16 protein-coding genes are annotated in these 19,940 nt (G+C 70.6%); 11 read left to right on the forward strand and 5 right to left on the reverse strand.

Annotation, left to right across the window (positions count from 1 at the left end; all coding sequences use genetic code 11):
• On the forward strand, positions 1-363 hold a 363-nt coding region (locus RIF89_RS02835; protein WP_309067645.1), incomplete at its 5' end, for a MerR family transcriptional regulator.
• On the forward strand, positions 360-2,507 hold the full coding sequence (glgX, locus tag RIF89_RS02840) for a glycogen debranching protein GlgX (protein ID WP_309067646.1): 2,148 nt from the start codon (positions 360-362) through the stop codon (positions 2,505-2,507). The genes RIF89_RS02835 and glgX, both read left to right, overlap by 4 nt.
• On the opposite strand, the gene glgP is transcribed toward glgX, so the two are convergent.
• The gene (gene glgP / locus RIF89_RS02845; RefSeq protein WP_309067647.1) at positions 2,504-5,077 is read right to left on the reverse strand and encodes an alpha-glucan family phosphorylase; all 2,574 of its coding nucleotides are present in this window, start codon (positions 5,075-5,077) and stop codon (positions 2,504-2,506) included. The two genes, glgX and glgP, sit on opposite strands and share 4 nt — an antisense overlap.
• A 152-nt stretch (positions 5,078-5,229) precedes the next feature.
• On the opposite strand from glgP, the gene RIF89_RS02850 reads away from it, so the two are divergent.
• Genes RIF89_RS02850 through glgB form a run of 4 tightly spaced genes read left to right on the forward strand, consistent with a single transcriptional unit; the run spans position 5,230 to position 12,690 of the window.
• A complete protein-coding gene (locus RIF89_RS02850) occupies positions 5,230-7,245 on the forward strand; it encodes an alpha-1,4-glucan--maltose-1-phosphate maltosyltransferase (protein WP_309067648.1) in 2,016 nt (671 codons plus the stop codon).
• A 47-nt stretch (positions 7,246-7,292) separates the two neighbouring features.
• On the forward strand, positions 7,293-9,014 hold the full coding sequence (treS, locus tag RIF89_RS02855) for a maltose alpha-D-glucosyltransferase (protein WP_309067660.1): 1,722 nt from the start codon (positions 7,293-7,295) through the stop codon (positions 9,012-9,014).
• Positions 9,011-10,456, forward strand: coding sequence for a phosphotransferase (locus RIF89_RS02860; RefSeq protein ID WP_309067649.1), 1,446 nt, complete (start codon positions 9,011-9,013; stop codon positions 10,454-10,456). Before treS ends, RIF89_RS02860 begins: the two co-directional genes overlap by 4 nt.
• Positions 10,453-12,690 (forward strand): 1,4-alpha-glucan branching protein GlgB, encoded by a 2,238-nt coding sequence (glgB, locus tag RIF89_RS02865; protein WP_309067650.1) that lies wholly within the window; start codon positions 10,453-10,455, stop codon positions 12,688-12,690. The genes RIF89_RS02860 and glgB overlap by 4 nt, the downstream gene beginning before the upstream one ends.
• A gap of 357 nt (positions 12,691-13,047) precedes the next feature.
• Here the strand turns inward: glgB and RIF89_RS02870 are convergent, their stop codons facing one another.
• A complete protein-coding gene (locus RIF89_RS02870) occupies positions 13,048-13,320 on the reverse strand; it encodes a GlsB/YeaQ/YmgE family stress response membrane protein (RefSeq protein WP_309067651.1) in 273 nt (90 codons plus the stop codon).
• 138 nt (positions 13,321-13,458) lie between these two features.
• Complete coding sequence (locus RIF89_RS02875; protein ID WP_309067652.1) at positions 13,459-14,049, reverse strand: hypothetical protein; 591 nt, start codon at positions 14,047-14,049, stop codon at positions 13,459-13,461.
• A 45-nt stretch (positions 14,050-14,094) separates the two neighbouring features.
• Between RIF89_RS02875 and RIF89_RS02880 the strand changes: the two genes are divergently transcribed.
• The 5 genes from RIF89_RS02880 (at position 14,095) to RIF89_RS02900 (ending at position 18,574) form a co-directional block, all read left to right on the forward strand.
• Positions 14,095-14,634: an adenine phosphoribosyltransferase gene (locus tag RIF89_RS02880; RefSeq protein ID WP_309067653.1), complete on the forward strand. Its 540-nt coding sequence runs from the start codon at positions 14,095-14,097 to the stop codon at positions 14,632-14,634.
• A gap of 317 nt (positions 14,635-14,951) precedes the next feature.
• On the forward strand, positions 14,952-16,010 hold the full coding sequence (locus RIF89_RS02885; RefSeq protein WP_309067654.1) for an ABC transporter substrate-binding protein: 1,059 nt from the start codon (positions 14,952-14,954) through the stop codon (positions 16,008-16,010).
• A gap of 35 nt (positions 16,011-16,045) precedes the next feature.
• The gene (locus tag RIF89_RS02890) at positions 16,046-16,897 is read left to right on the forward strand and encodes an ABC transporter ATP-binding protein (protein ID WP_309067655.1); all 852 of its coding nucleotides are present in this window, start codon (positions 16,046-16,048) and stop codon (positions 16,895-16,897) included.
• Positions 16,890-17,699: an ABC transporter permease subunit gene (locus RIF89_RS02895; RefSeq protein WP_309067656.1), complete on the forward strand. Its 810-nt coding sequence runs from the start codon at positions 16,890-16,892 to the stop codon at positions 17,697-17,699. Before RIF89_RS02890 ends, RIF89_RS02895 begins: the two co-directional genes overlap by 8 nt.
• Positions 17,700-17,710: 11 nt before the next feature.
• Positions 17,711-18,574: an ABC transporter permease subunit gene (locus RIF89_RS02900; RefSeq protein WP_309067657.1), complete on the forward strand. Its 864-nt coding sequence runs from the start codon at positions 17,711-17,713 to the stop codon at positions 18,572-18,574.
• Positions 18,575-18,753: 179 nt separating this feature from the next.
• On the opposite strand, the gene RIF89_RS02905 is transcribed toward RIF89_RS02900, so the two are convergent.
• Both RIF89_RS02905 and RIF89_RS02910 read right to left on the reverse strand, forming a co-directional pair.
• Entirely contained in the window at positions 18,754-19,386 is a 633-nt protein-coding gene (locus tag RIF89_RS02905) for a GntR family transcriptional regulator (protein WP_309067658.1), read from the reverse strand.
• Positions 19,387-19,444: 58 nt separating this feature from the next.
• Positions 19,445-19,940: FAD-binding protein (locus RIF89_RS02910; protein WP_309067659.1), on the reverse strand; the 496-nt coding region annotated here is incomplete at its 5' end.

Here is a 19,940-nt window from a genome sequence, read left to right on the forward strand (position 1 = left end):
CGGCAGTACGACCGGATCGGGCTCGTCGTCCCGGGGCGCACCCCGGGTGGATCGCGCCGCTACTCCGCCCGCAACATCGCGCAGCTGCGCGAGGTGGCGCGTCTGTCGGGCGAGGGCGTGAGCCTTGTGGCGATCGCGCGCATGCTCGACCTGGAGGACGAGGTGCGCGATCTGCGCCGCCGCGTGCGGGATCTCGAGCAGGCCCTGCACGCCGAGCGCGCCTCCCGTCCCGGCGCCCGCGTCTTCGCGGCGGGCGCCACGGGGTCCGTCGTGACGCTGCGCGCCGGCACGCGCGTGCGCCGCAGTGCGGAGCTGATGCTCTGGACGCCGCCGCGGCCGCAGGGTGGAGATGAGGGCCGATGACGCCCGTCATCTGGCGCGAAGTGGGGCAGAAGGCGCCTGTGTGGCCAGGACGATCCTGGCCCCTCGGAGCCAGCTGGTCACCCGCGTCCACGAACTTCGCGGTGTACGCGCCCGACGCCACGCGTGTGGAGCTGTGCCTGTTCGACGACGCCGACCACGAGACGCGGCACGAGCTGGCGGAGAAGACGCTCGGCATCTGGCACGGAGCCCTGCCGGACATCCGGCCGGGCCAGCGCTACGGCTACCGCGTCGACGGTCCGTGGGACCCGGCGAACGGCCTGCGCTTCAACCCGCACAAGCTCCTGCTGGACCCGTACGGCCTCGCCACCGCGGGCACGGTCATCCCCGAGCAGCCGATCTACGGCGCGCGCGAGGGCGCTCCCGCCCTCCGCGACGACACCGACTCGGCGGCCTACACGGCGCGCAGCGTGGTGGTCGACCCCTCGTTCGACTGGGAGGGCGACACGCGGATCGCGCGCCGCTTCCGTGACACCGTGATCTACGAGCTGCACGTGAAGGGCTTCACGAAGCTGCACGACCGCATCCCGGAGGAGCTGCGGGGCACGTACGCAGGGCTCGCGCATCCGACCGTGACCTCCTACCTCCGCGATCTCGGCGTGACGGCGGTCGAACTGCTGCCCGTGCAGCACTTCGTGTCGGAGCCCGCGCTGAGCGAGCGCGGGCTGAAGAACTACTGGGGCTACAACACGATCTCGTACTTCGCGCCCGAGGCCTCGTACAGCGCCTCGGGCGACCGCGGCGGACAGGTCGCCGAGTTCAAGAGCATGGTCAAGGCGCTGCACCGCGAGGGCATCGAGGTGATCCTCGACGTCGTCTACAACCACACCGCCGAGGCCGGTCCCGACGGCCCGACGCTGTCGTTCCGCGGCTTCGACGACCGCGGTTTCTACAAGCGCGTGATCCCCGAGGACGGTGGCTTCGACGACCGCTACTGGGACGTCACGGGCTGCGGCAACACGGTCGACGCGTGGAACCCGCTCGCGCTGCGGATGATCCTCGACTCGCTGCGGTACTGGGTCACGGAGATGCATGTCGACGGCTTCCGCTTCGACCTGATGTCGGCGCTCACCCGCACCGGCTACGACGTCGACTTCAACTGCGCGCTCCTGATCGCCATCGACCAGGACCCGATCCTCCGCCACGTGAAGCTGATCGCCGAGCCGTGGGACGTGTCGATGGACGGCTACATGGTCGGGCGGATGCCTCCGCAGTGGGCGGAGTGGAACGACCAGTTCCGCGACACCGTGCGGGACTACTGGCGCACACGCGCCCCGATCCACGCGTTCGCGACGCGCCTGGCCGGATCCAGCGATCTCTACGCCGACGACGGCCGCACGGCGTCGAACAGCATCAACTTCGTCACGGCGCACGACGGATTCACGGTGCGCGACCTCGTGACCTACGAGCGCAAGCACAACGAAGCCAACGGGGAAGAGAACCGCGACGGCACCGACAACAACCGCTCGTCGAACCACGGTGTCGAGGGTGAGACCGATGACGCAGGGATCGTCGCGCTGCGCCGCCGGCAGGCCGCGAACCTGATGGCGACGCTGTGCCTGTCGAACGGCGTGCCGATGCTCACGGCGGGGGATGAGCGCGGGCGCACGCAGGGCGGCAACAACAACGCCTACTGCCAGGACAACGAGGTCTCCTGGATCGACTGGAGCGCGGACGACGCGTGGCTGGACGTGTACGAGATCACCAAGACCGCGTTGCGTCTGCGCCGCGAGCATCCTGTGCTGCGCCAGCGGCAATGGTTCGAGGGTCAGCCCACGATCCCGAACGGACCCCGCGACCTCGCCTGGCTGCACCCCGACGGCGGGCTGATGAGCGACGAGGACTGGAACGACGGCGGACTGCACACGCTCGGCATGTTCGTGTCGGGACGTCCGCTGCGCGATCCCGGTCCTCACGGTGAACAGCAGATCGACAACTCGTTCCTGCTCTGGTTCAACGCGAGCGAGAGCCGGGTCGAAGCCGTGCTGCGCGAGAACGAGTGGGTGCGCCGCGGCGAGGTCGTGCTGTCCACGGACCCGGCCCATGCCGAGGGTGAGATCACGGAGGCGGGAACGAGCCTGTCGCTCGCCCCCCGCTCCGTGGTCGTGATCCGCTCGCTCGATTAGGCCAGCGCCGCGAGACCGAGCTCGGCCGTCGAGGCCAGCTGCGGGTTCCGCGGCACCACGCGCACGGTGTAGCCGAACGGGCCCGCGCGATCGAGGCGCACGGAGCCGGCGAACGACGACCGGCCGCCCGAGAACGAGTCCCCGGAAGCGAGCGGCGCGATCCGCACCGAACTGAGCTGGTCGTCGCCCTCCGCGCGGCCGTAGACGAGCTGCACCTCGACGTCGTCGGGCGACAGGCCGCCGAGCGCGACGTGCGCCTGCACCGACAGCTCGGCGCCCACCTCCGCGGCCTCGTTCACGCCGTGCGACTCGACGTGCTCGACGCGCACGCCCTGCCACGCGTCACGCACGCGCCGCTTCCATGCGGACAGCTCCACCGCGCCGCCGAAGTCGGTGCCCAGGCTCCGCGCCGCCTCCGCGGCGGGGGCGTACAGCTGCGCCACGTAGTCGCGCACCATGCGGGTCGCGAGCACCTTCGGCCCGAGCGACTCGAGCGTGTGCCGCATCATCTCCATCCAGCGCACGGGCACGCCGTCCCCGTTGCGGTCGTAGAACCGCGGCGCGATCTCACGCTCGATCAGGTCGTACAGCGCCGCGGCCTCGAGGTCGTCCCGCTTGTCGGCGTCGTCGACGCCGTCGGCCGAGGGGATCGCCCAGCCGTTCTCGCCGTCGTACCACTCGTCCCACCAGCCGTCGAGGATCGACAGGTTCAGGCCGCCGTTGAGCGCGGCCTTCATGCCGCTCGTGCCGCACGCCTCGTACGGACGCAGCGGGTTGTTCAGCCACACGTCGCAGCCCGGGTAGAGCTGCTGGGCCATGCCGATGTCGTAGTTCGGCAGGAACACGATGCGGTGACGCACGTCGGCGCCGTCCGCGAAGCGGACGAGATCCTGGATCAGCCTCTTGCCGCCCTCGTCGGCGGGATGCGCCTTGCCCGCGATGACGAGCTGCACGGGGCGCTTCGGGTCCAGCAGGAGGCGCTTCAGGCGCTCGGGGTCGCGCAGCATGAGCGTGAGGCGCTTGTACGACGGCACGCGGCGCGCGAACCCGATCGTGAGCACGTCGGGGGAGAGGGCGTCGTCGATCCAGCCGAGCTCCGCCCCGACCGCGCCGCGCTTGACCCACGAGGCGCGCAGACGCGCACGGGCATCCTGCACGAGACGCGCGCGCAGCTCGCGCTTGACGTTCCATACCCTCGTGAAAGGGATCCGATCGATCGTGCGCGCGAACGTCTCCGGGTCGCCGTCGATGTCGGCGCCGACCTCGTCGAGCATCTCCCGGAACTCGCGAGCGAGCCACGTCGGCAGGTGCACGCCGTTCGTGATCGAGCCGATCGGCACCTCCGCCTCGTCGAACGCGGGCCACAGGCCGTTGAACATGTCGCGGCTGACGTGGCCGTGCAGCCGCGAGACGCCGTTGGCGCGCTGCCCGAGCCGGAAGCCCATGACCGCCATGTTGAACATCGCGAGGTCGCCGCCCGCGTAGTCCTCCGCGCCGAGCGCCAGGACGCGCTCGGTCGCCACGCCGGGCAGCACGCCGCCGTCGGTCGCGAAGTACTGCGCGATCAGGGTGCGCTCGAACCGGTCGATGCCGGCCGGCACGGGTGTGTGCGTGGTGAACACGGTGGACGCGCGCGCCACCTCGAGCGCGTCGTCGAAGCCGAGGCCCGCCTCGCCCGCCGCGACCGTCAGCTCGCGGATCCGCTCGAGACCCTGGAACCCGGCGTGCCCCTCGTTGGTGTGGTAGACCTCGGGCACCGGCGCGCCCGTGATGCGGCTGTACGCGCGCAGGGCGCGCACGCCTCCCACGCCGAGCAGCAGCTCCTGGCGCAGCCGGTGCTCGCTGCCTCCGCCGTACAGCCGGTCGGTGACGTCCGTGTAGTGATCCGGGTTCTGCTCCACGTCGGTGTCCAGCAGCAGCAGCGGCACGCGTCCCACGCGCGCCACCCAGATGCGCGCGCACAGATCGGGACCGCCGGGCATCGCGATCGAGATCTCGGCCGGCGTGCCGTCCTCCTCGCGCAGCGCCGTGATGGGCATCTCGTCCGGGTCGAGCACGGGGTAGGACTCCTGCTGCCAGCCCTCGCGTGACAGCGACTGCGCGAAGTAGCCGTGGCGGTACAGCAGCCCGACTCCGGTGATCGGCACGCCGAGGTCGCTGGCGGCCTTGAGGTGGTCGCCGGCGAGGATGCCGAGGCCGCCCGAGTACTGCGGCAGTGCCGCGGCGATGCCGAACTCGGGCGAGAAGTACGCGATGGCGCGCGGTCCCTCCGGCACCTCGCGGCGGTACCAGAGGTCATCGGCGAGGTAGGCGCGCAGGTCATCGCGCACGCGACCGAGCCGCGCGACGAACTCGGCGTCGGCCGACAGCTCGTCGAAGCGCGACGGCGTGACCGCGCCCAGCAGGCGCACCGGATCCTGCAGCTCGCCCCAGAGCCTCGGATCGACGTGGGCGAACACGTCCTGCGTCTCGAGGTGCCAGCACCAGCGGAGGTTCCCGGCGAGCTCTCCGAGGGCCTCCAGCGGCTCGGGCAGTACGGGACGGACGGTGAATCGTCGGATCGCACGCATACGCTCACGCTAACCGGAACGGCGGCGCGCCCGACAGGCTCCTCGGGCGTCTTCGGGCGCGTACTGCGCCCCCGATTACACCTTCGATGAACGGCGGCGCAAGGGCTGCGCCCAGAGTGGCCACCGTGATCCGTCTGTGACAAGTTGGGCACATGGTCGGACGCATACCCGTCATCGACGTGCACCCGCTGGTGGACCTGGGGCGGCGCCCCGCGAAGGCCACGGTCGGGGAGCCGCTGCCCGTGCAGGCGACAGTCTTCCGCGAGGGTCATGATCAGCTCGGCGCGGAGATCGTGCTGATCGGTCCTGACGGCACGCGACGGCCGCCGGTCCGGATGCGCTTGATCGCGACCGGCACCGACCGGTACGAGGCCTGGGACACGCCCGACGCCGAGGGCGACTGGGCCTTCGAGGTGCACGCCTTCTCCGACCCCCTCGCGACCTGGACCCACGACGCGGGCATCAAGATCCGCGCCGGCGTCGACGTCGAGCTGATGTTCCTCGAGGCGCGCCTGCTGCTGGAGCGGATCCGCGACGAGGCGGACGGGCTCACGGCCGATGACGAGGCCGTCCTCACGGCCGCCGAGGATGCCGCGAGCGACGAGATCCGCCCGCTCGACGCCCGTCTCGCCGTGCTTGAGGGACCCGAGACCCAGGGGCTGTTCGTGCGCCACCCGCTGCGCGACCTGCTCACCGTCGCGGGACCGTACCCGCTGTATGCGGATCGGCGCCGCGCGCTGACGGGCGCGTGGTACGAGTTCTTCCCGCGGTCCGAGGGCGCCACGCGCGATCCCGAGACGGGCAAGGTCACGAGCGGCAGCTTCAAGACCGCGGTGCGGAGCCTGGACCGCGTCGCCGCGATGGGCTTCGACATCCTGTACCTGCCGCCCATCCACCCGATCGGCGAGGTCAACCGCAAGGGGCCGAACAACACCCTCACGCCGGGCCCGGACGACACCGGATCGCCGTGGGCGATCGGTTCGAAGGACGGCGGACACGACGCGATCCACCCGGATCTCGGCACGTTCGACGACTTCGACGCGTTCGTCAAGGAGGCGAACAAGCGCGGTCTCGAGGTCGCGCTCGACCTCGCGCTGCAGGCCGCGCCGGATCACCCGTGGGTCAAGAGCCACCCGAAGTTCTTCCGGCACCGCGCGGACGGCTCGATCGCCTATGCCGAGAACCCGCCGAAGAAGTACCAGGACATCTACCCGATCTACTTCGACGACGACTTCGAGGGCGTCGTCAAGGAGGTCACCCGCGTCGTGAGGCTGTGGATGTCGCACGGCGTGCGCGTCTTCCGCGTCGACAACCCGCACACCAAGCCCGTGATCTTCTGGGAGTGGCTGCTGGCGGACATCCGCCGCACCGATCCCGACGTGATCTTCCTGTCGGAGGCGTTCACGCGCCCCGCCATGATGCACACTCTGGGCTCGATCGGCTTCCACCAGTCGTACACGTACTTCACCTGGCGCACCGCCAAGGGCGAGATCGAGGACTACCTGCGCGAGGTGTCGCGCGAGAGCGACCACCTCATGCGCCCGAACTTCTGGGTGAACACCCCCGACATCCTGCACGCGTCGCTGCAGTACGGCGGCCCCGCGATGTTCGCCATCCGGGCCACGCTGGCCGCGATGGCGACGCCCGCGTGGGGCATGTACGCGGGCTACGAGCTGTTCGAGCACGTCGCGGTCCGGCCCGGCAGCGAGGAGTACCTCGACAGCGAGAAGTACCAGATCCGCGTGCGCGACTGGGCAGGGGCCGAGGAATCGGGCCGCACGCTCGCCCCGTACATCGGCACGCTCAACGACCTGCGCCGCAAGCACCCGGCGCTCGGGCTGCTGCGCAACCTCGTCGTGCACGCCACGGACGACGAGCACATCCTGTGCTTCTCGAAGACGCACGGGGCCGACACCGTCATCGTGGTGATCAACCTCGACCCGCACGGCGCGCACGAGACGACCGTGCGCCTCGACCTCGAGGCCGCAGGCCTGCCCGAGAGCTTCGTCGTGAACGACGAGCTGACCGGCGCCGAGTGGGTGTGGGGCGCCGACAACTACGTGCGGCTGGATCCCGCGGGCGACGTCGCGCACATCCTGAGCGTGCGACCCGTCGGGCCGCCTCCGACCGACGAGCCCGACTTCGACCGCGGAGAGGACCTCGCGTGACCGCCGCCGCATCCGAGCCCGCCCCGTACACCGCGTCCATCCCGGTCCTGTCGCAGGAGCCGTTCCCCGACAGTCCGGTCACGACGCAGCCCGAGTGGTTCAAGACCGCCGTGTTCTACGAGGTGCTCGTGCGCTCCTTCAAGGACGGCGACGGCGACGGCACGGGCGACTTCCGCGGCCTGATCGAGAAGCTCGACTACCTCGAGTGGCTCGGCGTCGACTGCCTGTGGCTGCCGCCGTTCTTCCCTTCGCCGCTGCGCGACGGCGGGTACGACGTTGCCGACTACACGGGCGTGCTGCCCGAGCTCGGCACGGTCGATGACTTCCGCGCGTTCATGGCCGAGGCGCACTCGCGCGGCATCAAGGTCATCATCGACTTCGTCATGAACCACACCAGCGACGAGCACCCGTGGTTCCAGGCGAGCCGGTCGGATCCCGACGGCCCGTACGGCGACTTCTACGTGTGGAGCGACACGGACGAGCTGTACCAGGACGCGCGCATCATCTTCGTCGACACCGAGCCGAGCAACTGGACGTGGGACCCCGTGCGCCAGCAGTACTTCTGGCACCGCTTCTTCTCGCACCAGCCCGACCTCAACTTCGACAACCCCAAGGTGCACGAGGCGATGCTCGACGCCATGCGGTTCTGGCTGGACATCGGCCTCGACGGCTTCCGCCTCGACGCCGTGCCCTATCTGTACGAGCGGCCAGGCACGAACGGCGAGAACCTCCCCGAGACGCACGAGTTCCTCAAGAAGGTGCGCCGCATCGTCGACGCCGAGTACCCGGGCCGGGTGCTGCTGGCGGAGGCGAACCAGTGGCCCGCCGATGTCGTCGACTACTTCGGCGATCCCGAGGTCGGCGGCGACGAGTGCCACATGTGCTTCCACTTCCCGGTCATGCCGCGCATCTTCATGGCCGTGCGGCGCGAGTCGCGCTATCCGATCAGCGAGATCCTGGCGCAGACGCCGCCGATCCCGTCCGGCACGCAGTGGGGCATCTTCCTGCGCAACCACGACGAGCTCACGCTCGAGATGGTCGCCGACGAGGACCGCGACTACATGTGGAACGAGTACGCGCAGGATCCGCGGATGAAGGCGAACATCGGCATCCGCCGTCGTCTTGCGCCGCTGCTCGAGAACGACATCGACCAGATCGAGCTGTTCACGGCGCTGCTGCTGTCGCTGCCCGGATCGCCCGTGCTCTACTACGGCGACGAGATCGGGATGGGCGACAACATCTGGCTGGGCGACCGGGACGGCGTGCGCACGCCCATGCAGTGGACCTCGGACCGCAACGCCGGGTTCTCGACGGCGAACCCCGGGAAGCTGTCCCTGCCCGTCGTCCAGGACCCGGTCTACGGGTACCTGGCCGTTAACGTCGAGGCGCAGCAGGAGGACCGGTCGTCGCTCCTGCACTGGACGCGGCAGATCATCCAGACGCGCAAGCGCCACCCTGCGTTCGGGCTCGGCAGCTTCAACGACCTCGGCGGATCCAACCCGGCCGTGCTGTCGTACTCGCGCGAGCACACGAACGCCGACGGATCGGTGGACGTGATCGTCTGCGTCAACAACCTGTCGCAGTTCCCCCAGCCGGTGGAGCTGGACCTGCGACGGTTCCATGGCATGGTCCCCGTCGAGCTGATCGGCGGAGTGCCGTTCCCGCGGATCGGCGAGCTCCCGTACCTGTTGACACTGGGTGGGCACGGGTTCTACTGGTTCCAGCTGCACGCACCGGCGGACGAGGCGGAGGAGGTGGGGTTGCTATGAGCGAGGCCCTTGAGAAGGACGACGCCCTCTGGGAGGGATACCTGTCGCGCACGAGGTGGTTCGGCGGCAAGGGCCGCCCGTTCCGCGTGAGCGGCGTGCGGAACCTCGCCGAGCTGCCGGTGTTGCCCGCGCCCGAGGGGGCGGCGCGCGTGACCGTCTATCTCGTAAACGTCGAGTATCAGGACGACGAGGGCGGTGCGGAGCAGTATCACGTGCCGCTGTCGAGCTACGACGACGTGCAGGAGCGGATCGCATACGCGTTCGTCGGATCCGTCGAACGCGAGGACGGACGGCTCCAGCACCTCTACGACGGCGCGCACGACCGCAACGCCATGGCGCTGTGGCTCGAGGGCTTCATCGCGGCCGAGGAGTCGGGCGCCGCCCAGCTCGGCGGTATGCGCTTCCGCCGCGTCGTGCCCGGTCCGCAGCTCGATCCTGCGCTGCAGTCATCGCCGCTCACCGGCGAGCAGTCGAACTCGTCGGTGAAGTTCGACGACACCGCGATCATGAAGCTGTTCCGCAAGGTCAGCCCGGGCGTGAACCCCGACATCGAGATCCACGAGGTGCTCACGCGCGGCGGCTCAGACTTCGTCGCCGACCTGTACGGCTGGATCGAGATCGATCTTCCCGGCGGTGCGTCGGGCGAGGGGCAGGTGCTGCAGCTGGCGATGCTGCAGGAGTTCCTGCGCACGGCGAGCGACGGGTTCGAGCTCGCGACCGGCAGCGTGCGGACGCTGCTTGCGCACCTCGAGCTCAGCGTCGAGGAGTCCGGCGGCGACTTCGCGGGAGAGGCCACGCGCCTGGGCGAGGCGCTTGCCGCCGTGCACGCGATGATGCGCGACAGCTTCCCTGCCCAGGGCGAGGACAGCACGGGCGAGCTGGCGGGGGCGATGGTCGCCCGTCTCGAGCAGGCCCGCCGCATCGTGCCGGAGATCGAGCCGTACGCCGAGCGCCTGCGCGCCGCCTACGACGCCGTGGCCGAGCTCGGCCGGCTGGATGTGCAGCGTGTGCACGGCGACCTGCATCTGGGGCAGACGCTGCGGACGTCGCAGGGCTGGAAGCTCGTGGACTTCGAGGGCGAGCCGGGTCGTCCGTTCGCCGAGCGGGCGCTGCCCGACTCGCCGTGGCGGGATGTCGCCGGCATGCTCCGGTCGTTCGACTACGCCGCGCGTGTTGTCGAGATGGCGGGCTCCGGCGGCGACGGAGCCGAGGCGCCGCTGCGCGCCCAGCGTGCACGGGAGTGGTCCGCACGCGCCCGTCGGCACTTCCTCGAGGGGTACGTCGCCGCGCTCGGCGACGAAGCGGGCTCAGAGCAGCAGCGCGCCGTGCTGCTCGACGCCTATGTGGCCGACAAAGCCGTGTACGAAGCGGTCTATGAGAAGCGCAACCGGCCGTCGTGGATCGCGATCCCGCTGGCCGCGCTGGAACGGATCGGCGGATGATGGCTGAACCTCGGATCCTGCCCGTGGACCGGGCGACGCTCACGGCGGTCGCCTCCGGACTGCACCCCGACGCGCACTCCGTGCTCGGACCGCATCCGCACGACGGCGGCGTGACCGTGCGCGTGCTGAAGCCGCTCGCGTCGGCCGTGACCGTGCGCTACGAGACCGCGCCGTCGCGGAAGTTCCCCGACGGCTGGGTCGACGTCGAGCTGGAGCACGAGCACGAGGGCATCTGGGTCGGGGTGCTGCCCGCGACGCCGGGTTCCTCGCCGGACGATGTGCCCGCGTACCGCGTCGAGACGTCGTACGGCGAGGGCGAGGACCGTGTGTCCCACGTCCGCGACGATCCGTATCGCTTCCTGCCCACGCTCGGCGCGGTCGACCAGCACCTGATCGGCGAGGGCAGGCACGAGATGCTGTGGCGCGTGCTCGGCGCGCATGTGCATCGCTACGAGGGCTGGGGCAGCGCGCCCGACGTCGTGGGAACCGCGTTCGCCGTGTGGGCGCCGCGCGCCCGCGCGGTGCGCGTCAAGGCCGACTTCAACGACTGGGACGGTCGCGAGCATCCGATGCGCCGGCTCGGCTCGTCGGGCGTCTGGGAACTGTTCGTGCCGGACGTCGGCGGCGGCACGCGCTACAAGTTCCAGATCCTCGGGGCCGACGGCGTGTGGCGCGAGAAGGCCGACCCGATGGCGAACTACGCCGAGGTGCCGCCGCTGACAGCGTCGATCGTGCACGAGTCGTCGTACACGTGGGGCGATGACGAGTGGCTCGAGCGTCGCGCGGCGGAGGCGAGCCGCGGTCACACCGACCGGCCGATGTCGATCTACGAGGTGCATCTGGGCTCGTGGCGCCGCGACCGCTCGTACGAGCAGCTCGCCGACGAGCTCGTCGGATACGTCAGCGACCTGGGCTTCACGCACGTGGAGTTCATGCCGGTCATGCAGCACCCCTTCGGCGGGTCGTGGGGCTACCACGTCACGTCGTACTACGCCGCGGACAGCCGCTTCGGCGATCCGGACGGCCTCCGCCTGCTGATCGACCGCCTGCACCAGGCGGGCATCGGCGTCATCCTCGACTGGGTGCCCGGCCACTTCGCGACCGACGAGTGGGCGCTCGCGCGCTTCGACGGCGCGCCGCTGTACGAGGACCCCAACCCGCAGCGCGGGTGGCACAAGGAGTGGGGCTCCCACATCTTCGACTTCGGCAACCCGCCGGTGCGCAACTTCCTCTACGCCAACGCGATCTACTGGCTCGAGGAGTTCCACGCCGACGGGCTGCGGGTCGACGGCGTCGCGTCGATGCTGTACCTCGACTACGCCCGGCGTGACGGGGAGTGGACGCCCAACATCCACGGCGGCCGCGAGAACCTCGAGGCCGTGCAGTTCCTCCAGGAGATGAACGCGACGGTGTACCGACGCGTTCCCGGCGTCGTCACGATCGCCGAGGAGTCGACATCCTGGCCCGGCGTCACGGGGCCGACCTCGGGTGGCGGTCTCGGCTTCGGCTTCAAGTGGAACATGGGCTGGATGCACGACTCGCTCGGGTACATCAAGCGCGATCCCGTGCACCGCGAGCATCACCACGGCGAGATGACGTTCTCGCTGGTGTACGCCTGGTCGGAGAACTACGTGCTGCCGATCTCGCACGACGAGGTCGTGCACGGCAAGGGGTCGCTGCTGCGCAAGGCACCCGGCGACCGGTGGCGACAGCTCGCGACCCTCCGGGCGTACCTCGCCTACATGTGGGCGCACCCGGGCAAGCAGCTGCTGTTCATGGGCTCGGAGTTCGCCCAGGAGTCCGAGTGGGCGGAGTCGCGCGAGCTCGACTGGTGGCTGCTCGACCTGCCCGACCACCTCGGCGTGCATCGCGCGATGAAGGACATCAACGCGCGCTACCGCGAGACGCCCGGCCTGTGGGCGCTCGACACCAAGCCGCAGGGCTTCGAGTGGCTCGTGGCCGACGACTCCAGCGCCAACGTCTTCGCGTTCGTGCGCCGCGACGGCGACGGATCGCAGCTCGTCTCCGTGAGCAACTTCTCCGCGCAGCCGCACGACCGCTACGGCCTGCGGTTCCCGGCGGCCGGCACGTGGGACGAGGTGCTGAACACCGACGCGCTGGACTACGGCGGCTCGGGCGTCGGCAACTTCGGCCGCGTCGACGTCCCGGAGGGCGGCGTGCGCGAGATCGCGCTGCCGCCGCTGGCGACCGTCTGGTTCCGCCTGGCCGACTAGGCGCCATCCACTGACGCGCGGGGCCATCGCGGCCCCGCGCGTCAGTCGCGTGCGGTCGGCTGCGCCCCGCCCGTGCGTTCGTCGAGCGGGGCGCAGCGTTTCGGAACGGAACGGGGCGGGCGTCGCGGCGGGCTCGGGCCCGGCGCGCTCGCCGGGGTCGACGGCGCTCCAACCCGCAGGTGGATACGCCGTCCGGAAGCCCCCGTACAAAGCGGAACGCCCGTCGCGATGCGACGGGCGTTCGTCCGGGAACCTCACCCTCCGGGGCCGTCCCGCTTCCGCGGGGTCCGGTGGCTCGTGAGAATGGATTCCCCTTGCGGTCGGACGCGAGCGTGGTGCTGCGCCGACGCTTTGTGCTTACCGGGTGCTGCTCTTGTTGCGTCCGGTGATGAGGCCCCAGATCAGCAGCACGATGATCGCGCCACCGATGGCCAGCAGCCAGGTGGAGAGGCTCCAGAACTCGTTGATGCCCACTCCGAAGATCGCAGAGCCGATCCAGCCACCGAGAACGGCGCCGACGACTCCGAGGATGAGCGTGACGATCCAGCCGCCACCCTGCCGCCCGGGCAGGATCGCCTTCGCGATCGCTCCGGCGATGAGTCCGAGGATGATCCATCCGATGATGCCCATTGCGCGCTCCTTTCCTGCGGGGATGTCCCGCAACAGACACGTTACGGGAGTCGGGATTTCCTCGGAGGGGCTTGACATTCGCTGGGAGAATGCGCTTAGAGCTTCCGCTGAGCGGGACATAGGAAACGCGCAGGCAGATCAGGCCGGGCCGAGACGCAGGACGCCGGACGTCTCCGCGACGCGCAGATCGTCCACGATCCGCACGCTTCGCGCGAGTTCGTCGACCGATCCGATCACGGTTCCGAAGCGCTCCCGATCGCCCGACACGGCGGTGACCGTGACGAAGTACGCGCCCGTGTCCCACGTGTACTCGGCGAGCGGCGGGGTGTTCGGCGTCTGAGGCTCGTCGAGCACGAGCCGCTCGCCCATCCCGAGGTAAGCCCCCTGGAAGGGCTCCGTGTCGTCGTACTCCATCGGCCGCATCGCGCGCGCCGCGCGCAGCTGCGGCGTGATCTCCTGCACCTGCGCCGCGACCACGACCAGCTCCGGGTCGTCCCTCCACACCCAGACCAGCACGCGTCCGTCGGCGCGTCGCAGTAGCAGCGGTGCAGCCTGGCTGAGCGTCCACGCGAGCATGCCGCTGCCGCGTCCCTGACCGCCCATCATGAGGGATCCCTGCCCGAGCAGCATGCGGATGGCGGCCCTGCGGTGCCGCCGGCCGCGCAGCCCGAGCGATCCCGTGACGGCCACCCAGCGTGCGGCGTCGGCGTCGGCCTGCAGTCGGGTCATGCGTCCAGGGTATTCGGGCTTCGCACGGTGGGGGAGGATGGGACGGTGGACGCCCTCACTCGAGCCGAGTCGCTGATCGCCCTGACCCCCGACTACCCCGAGCCGGGCGTGCTGTTCCGCGACGTCTCGCCGCTGCTGGCGGACGGTCCAGCGCTGCGGACCGTGATCGAAGCGCTCATCGCGCCGTTCGAGGGGCGCTTCGACATCGTGGCGGGGATCGAGGCGCGCGGCTTCCTGCTCGCCGGCTATGCGGCGGCGCTCTCGGGCGTCGGCATGCTGCAGATCCGCAAGGCCGGCAAGCTTCCCCGCCCGGCGGCGGCCGTGTCGTACGCGCTCGAGTACGGCACCGCGACGATCGAGGCCCCCGGTGTGCTGCACGACGGCGAGCGCGTGCTGCTGCTCGACGACGTGCTCGCGACGGGCGGCACGCTCGCCGCTGCCGAGAGCCTCGTCACCGAGCTCGGTGCGACGGTCGTCGGCGCCGCCGTCGTCCTCGAGCTGACGGAGCTCCGCGGCCGCGCCGTCGTGGGCGACGTGCACACGGTCTTCACCGCCTGCCGCCCCGCGCCCGCCGGGCGGCGCTGACCCGTACCGAGACATCACCCGCGCCGCGAGACATCACCCGACGGTGATGTGTCGCGCGAAAAGCGATGTCTCGCGGCGGCGGACCCGGTGCGGCGCGGTTCGATACACAGCCGTGACCGCGGCAGGGCCGGTTTGGTCCTCCGGCAGTATTTCGCCGGGGCAGAATGTTTACATCGCCGAAACGCGGGTGTCCGGCTGGTGTTCTCGCCGACCCGTACGGTGTGGAGATCAGCGGCGTCCGCCGATCGTCCCCCGCGCGAGACCCCCCGGAACCCTCCGGATGTCGGATCGCGCCCTTCCCCGAGTGGAGAACCCGAATGATCCGCACCCCCTATGTCCGTCGTGGCCTCGCAGCCGCCGGCCTCACCCTGACCGGCGCGCTCGCGCTGAGCGCGTGCGCCTCCACGTCCGCCCCCGCCGCGGAGGGCGAGGAGGAGTCCGCGTCGCACGGCTCGATCACCGTCCAGCAGTCGTGGATCAAGAACGAGGAGTTCGCGGGCGAGTTCTACGCCACCTCGAAGGGCTACTACGAGGAGGCCGGCTTCGACGAGGTCACGCTGCTCGAGGGCCCCTCGACCGGCGTCGCCGAGCTGATGGGCGGCACGGTGCAGGTCGCGCTCAACGACCCGCTCGCCGTCGGCGCCGCGGTCGCGAACGAAGGCGCCACGATCAAGATGATCGGCGCGACCTTCCAGAAGAACCCCTTCACGGTGCTGTCGCTCAAGGACGGCGCCGACATCGCGACGGTCGACGACCTCAAGGGCAAGAAGATCGGCGTGCAGGACTCCAACCGCGCCGCATTCGACGCGTTCCTCGAGGCGAACGGCATCGGACAGGACGAGCTCGACATCGTCGCCGTGCAGTACGACCCGGCGCCGCTCGTGAACGGCGAGGTCGACGGCTTCTACGCCTACCTCACGAACGAGGCGCTGACGGTCAAGCTGGGCGGCAACGACATCACCAACCTGCCCCTCGCCGACAACGGCTTCCCGCTCGTCGCCGAGACCGTGTCGGTCACGGACGCGTACCTCGCCGAGAACCGCGAGCTGCTGAAGGACTTCCTCGTCGCCGAGATCAAGGGCTGGACCGACGTGCTCGCCGACCCCGAGCAGGCCGCAGAGGACGTCGTCGCCGACTTCGGCACGGACCTCGACCCGGTCAAGACCCTCGAGGCGATGCACGCTCAGGCCGAGCTGATCTCGACGCCGGACACCGAGGAGCACGGCCTCTTCAGTGTCACGGAGGAGATGCAGCAGGCGACCGTCGACAGCCTCGCCGGCGCCGGCATCTCGGTCGAGGCCTCGCAGATCTTCGACCTGTCGCTGCTCGAAGAGGTCTACGCCGAGAACCCGGAGCTCGTCGACTACGCCGGCTGAGCCGTCCGTCCGACCACAGCGGGGAGAACCACACCGTGACCGACACGGCACTGCAGACCGGTGTCCAGGACGCCCTGGGCACCGGTCTGCACATCAGCGGACTGAACAAGGTGTTCCGGCAGGGACGGCGTGACGTCGTCGCGCTCCAGGACGCGAACCTCCACACCGAGCAGGGCACGTTCCTGTCGCTGCTCGGTCCTTCGGGATGCGGCAAGTCGACGATCCTGCGGATCCTCGCCGGTCTCGAGGCGCCCACGAGCGGGACGACCCGGGTGGACGGCAAATCGCCCAAGGAGCTGCGCGCCTCGAACAGCCTGGGCATCGCGTTCCAGGACGCGGCGCTGCTGCCGTGGCGCAGCGTGCAGGCCAACATCCAGCTGCCGTTCGAGGTGGCGGGCAAGCCCGTCGACAGGGACTACGTGGCCGAGCTGATCGCCCTCGTGGGCCTGACCGGGTTCGAGAAGGCGAAGCCCGCCCAGCTGTCGGGCGGCATGCGCCAGCGCGTGTCGATCGCGCGCTCGCTCGTCATGAAGCCGGAGGTGCTGCTGTTCGACGAGCCCTTCGGCGCGCTCGACGACATGACGCGGCAGCGCCTCAACCTCGAGCTGCTGCGCATCTGGACCGAGAAGCCCGCCACGACGCTGCTCGTCACGCACGGCATCTCGGAGGCGATCTTCCTGAGCGACAAGGTCGCGGTCATGACGCCGCGCCCGGGCCGGATCAAGGAGGTCATGGACATCGACCTGCCGCGCCCCCGCATGCCGGAGATGATGCGCACGCCGGAGTTCCACGCGTACGTCGACCACGCATCCGACCTGCTGTTCGGAGCGCCGTCCGCCGAGGAGGCACCCGTCGGCGCCGCTGCGGCCGAGGCGACGCATGACTGACGCGCGTTTCGATCGCGCGCCGCTCCCCGCCTGGGTGTGGGGCGTCACGGGGGTGGCGGGCATCATCGCCGTGTGGTGGGTGCTCGCGGCCACCCTGCTGTCGTGCCTCGGTCCGAACTGCGCGCAGCCCATCCCGACGCCTGGGCAGGTGGCCGTCGAGGCCGCTCAGCGCGGTTTCGGGTTCTTCGCGCCGCAGTTCGGCGTGACCCTCGCCGAGGCGGGGCTCGGCTACCTGTGGGGCAACGGGCTCGCGCTCGTGTTCGCGGCGCTCGTGCTGATCGTGCCGCGCGTCGAGGGCCTGGTGATGCAGCTCGCGACCATCACGTACTGCCTGCCGATCGTCGCGATCGGCATGGTGCTCATCGTGATGCTGCCGATCCCGCAGGCCGGGCGCCCGTCGCTCACCTCGGTGATCCTGGCCGCGCTCAGCGTGTTCTTCACGACGGTCGTCGGATCGCTGCTGGGTCTCAAGGCCGCCGACCGCAGCGCGCTCGACGTCGTCACGGTGTACGGCGGATCCCGGCTCACGCAGCTGCGCAAGGTGCGCCTGATCGCGGCGCTGCCGGCCATCCTGAACGCCCTGCAGATCGCCGTGCCGGCCGCGTTCCTCGGCGCCGTGCTGGGCGAGTTCTTCGGCAAGGTGCAGGCAGGCGTGGGGCGCGCGATGATGATCGCGCAGGTCGACTTCAACCCGCCGCTCGTGTGGGCGCTCGCGATCCTGTCCGGGCTCGTGGCGCTCGCCGGGTACTGGATCGTCGGACTCGTCGCGCACGCCGCCGCGCCGTGGTCGAAGGGGGCATGAGCGTGACCGGGATGACAGCCCTCGCGCATCCGCAGGCCGCCGCCTCGCCTGCAGCGACGCTGCGACGCGAGGTCGCGGCCTCGACGCTCCGCGTGCTCGGTCGCGGCCTGCTGACCTTCGCTGTGACCCTGCTCGTCGTGACCGTGCTGTGGCAGGTCATGCTGTGGGTGTTCGGCGTCAATGCGTACGTGGGCAAGGGCCCGGCCGACATCTGGCGCTACCTCGTGGCGGACCCCGCCGCCGCCGAGAACCGCGCGCTGCTGTCGGGGCGGCTGTGGGTCACTCTCGGGCACGCGTTCATCGGGTTTGCCGCGGGTCTCGTCGTCGCGCTCGCCGCGGCGATCCTGTTCCAGCTGAACCGCGGCGTCGAGCACGCGCTCATGCCGCTCGCGATGCTGCTGCGGTCCGTGCCCCTGGTCGCGATGGCGCCCGTCATCACGCTGATCTTCGGGCGCGACCTGTGGACGGTCGCGGTCATCGGCGGCATCGTCGTGCTGTTCCCCGCGCTGGTGAACATCGTGTTCGGCCTGCGCTCGGCCTCGCCGCAGATGACCGACGTCGTGCACGTGTACGGCGGGTCGGCCTTCACCGCGCTGCGCAAGGTGGCCCTGCCCTCGTCGCTGCCCGCGTTCTTCGCAGCGGTGCGCATCTCCGTGCCCGGCGCGATCACGGGCGCGCTGCTGGCGGAGTGGCTCGCGACGAGCGACGGCATCGGCGGCGGCATCGGCCCCGCCATCTCGCAGTCGAAGTTCCCCGAGGTGTGGGCGTCGGTCGTGCTCGTCACGGCGGCCGCGCTGATCCTCTACAACGTCATGCAGGTGATCGAGGACGTCGCGCTCACCCGCATGGGGATGCATCCGCTCCGGAACGTCTGACGGCCGCGGCGCCCAACGCGCGCTCGCGGTGCCCGAACCCCCGCTCCCCGCGCCCAAACCACATGGTGTGAACGAGACGACACGATCCGGACGCGCCGGATGGTGTGGTCTCGTTCAGGCGATGTGGTTTGGCGCAGCAGCGGTGGTGGCGCAGCGGTGGTGGCGCGCCGGTGGTGCGTTCAGGGGTGCGGGTGTGAGGTGTCCGCGTACATCCGCAGCCGCACCTCGCGCGCACCCGCCATGTGCTGCTCGGCGATCTCCCTGGCAGCCTCGGCGTCACGGCGGGAGATCGCCTCGAGCAGCTCGTCGTGCTGGGCGATGACCTCGTCCCAGCGCCCCGGCCAGTCGAGCGTCGTGGTCGGATAGCGGCGCAGGTGCACGTGCAGGCGCTCGAGCAGGTCGATCAGCGTCGGGCTGTGGCTCGCCTCCCACAGCGCGGAGTGGAAGGCGCGGTTCGCGACGGCGCGCTGCTCGGCGTCCTCGAGGCCCCGCATGGCGTCCTGCCGCGCCCGCAGCCGCGCGAGATCCAGGTCGGTCGCGTGCTTCGCCGCGGCGCGCGCCGCCGACCCCTCCAGCGTGATGCGCACGTCGTAGATGTCGAGGATCTCCTCGGGCGAGGTCGCGCGCACGATCGCGCCGCGCGGGCCCCGCTCGACGAGGCGCTCGATCTCGAGGCGATGCAGCGCCTCGCGCACGGGTGTGCGGCTGGTGCCGAAGTCGGCCGCGAGGCCGTTCTCCGACAGGACGCGGCCGCCCTCGAGACGACCGGAGATGATCGCGTCGCGGATGCGCTCGTACACGCTCGTCGCCACGCGATCACCTCCATCCCGATCGTATCGACTGCGGCGCGTCGGTCCCGCGCCGCAGCGGTCAGGCCGCCGCCCCCGCGCGTCGCCCGAACACCATGCCGGCCGCCAGCCCGGAGCCGCCGGGGTAGTTGCCGCTGAACAGGCCGCCGAGCATCTCGCCGCACGCGAACAGCCCAGGGATCGGCGCGCCGTCCGCGCCGAGCACGCGGCCGTCGAGGTCGCCCTTCACGCCGCCGAACGTGAACGTGATGCCGCACGTCACGGGGTATGCGTAGAACGGCGGCGTCTCGATCGGCGACGCCCAGTTGGACTTCGGCGGCGCGGTCCGCGCCGCGCGGCCGTCCTTCACCGTCGGGTCGTACGGCGCGTCGCGATCGATGCTCGCGTTGAACGACTCCACCGTCGCGACGAAGCCGTCGCGCGCGATGCGCGCAGCCTCCGCGAGTCCGTCGAGCGTGTCGGCCGTGTGGACGCCGATTCCCGGCATGTCGTACTCCTCGGTGCGCAGGGCGGGCCGCAGCGCGGCGTCGAACACCTGCCAGGCGACAGATCCGGGC

Source organism: Microbacterium sp., from assembly GCF_031178525.1.
Taxonomy (GTDB): Bacteria; Actinomycetota; Actinomycetes; order Actinomycetales; family Microbacteriaceae; genus Microbacterium.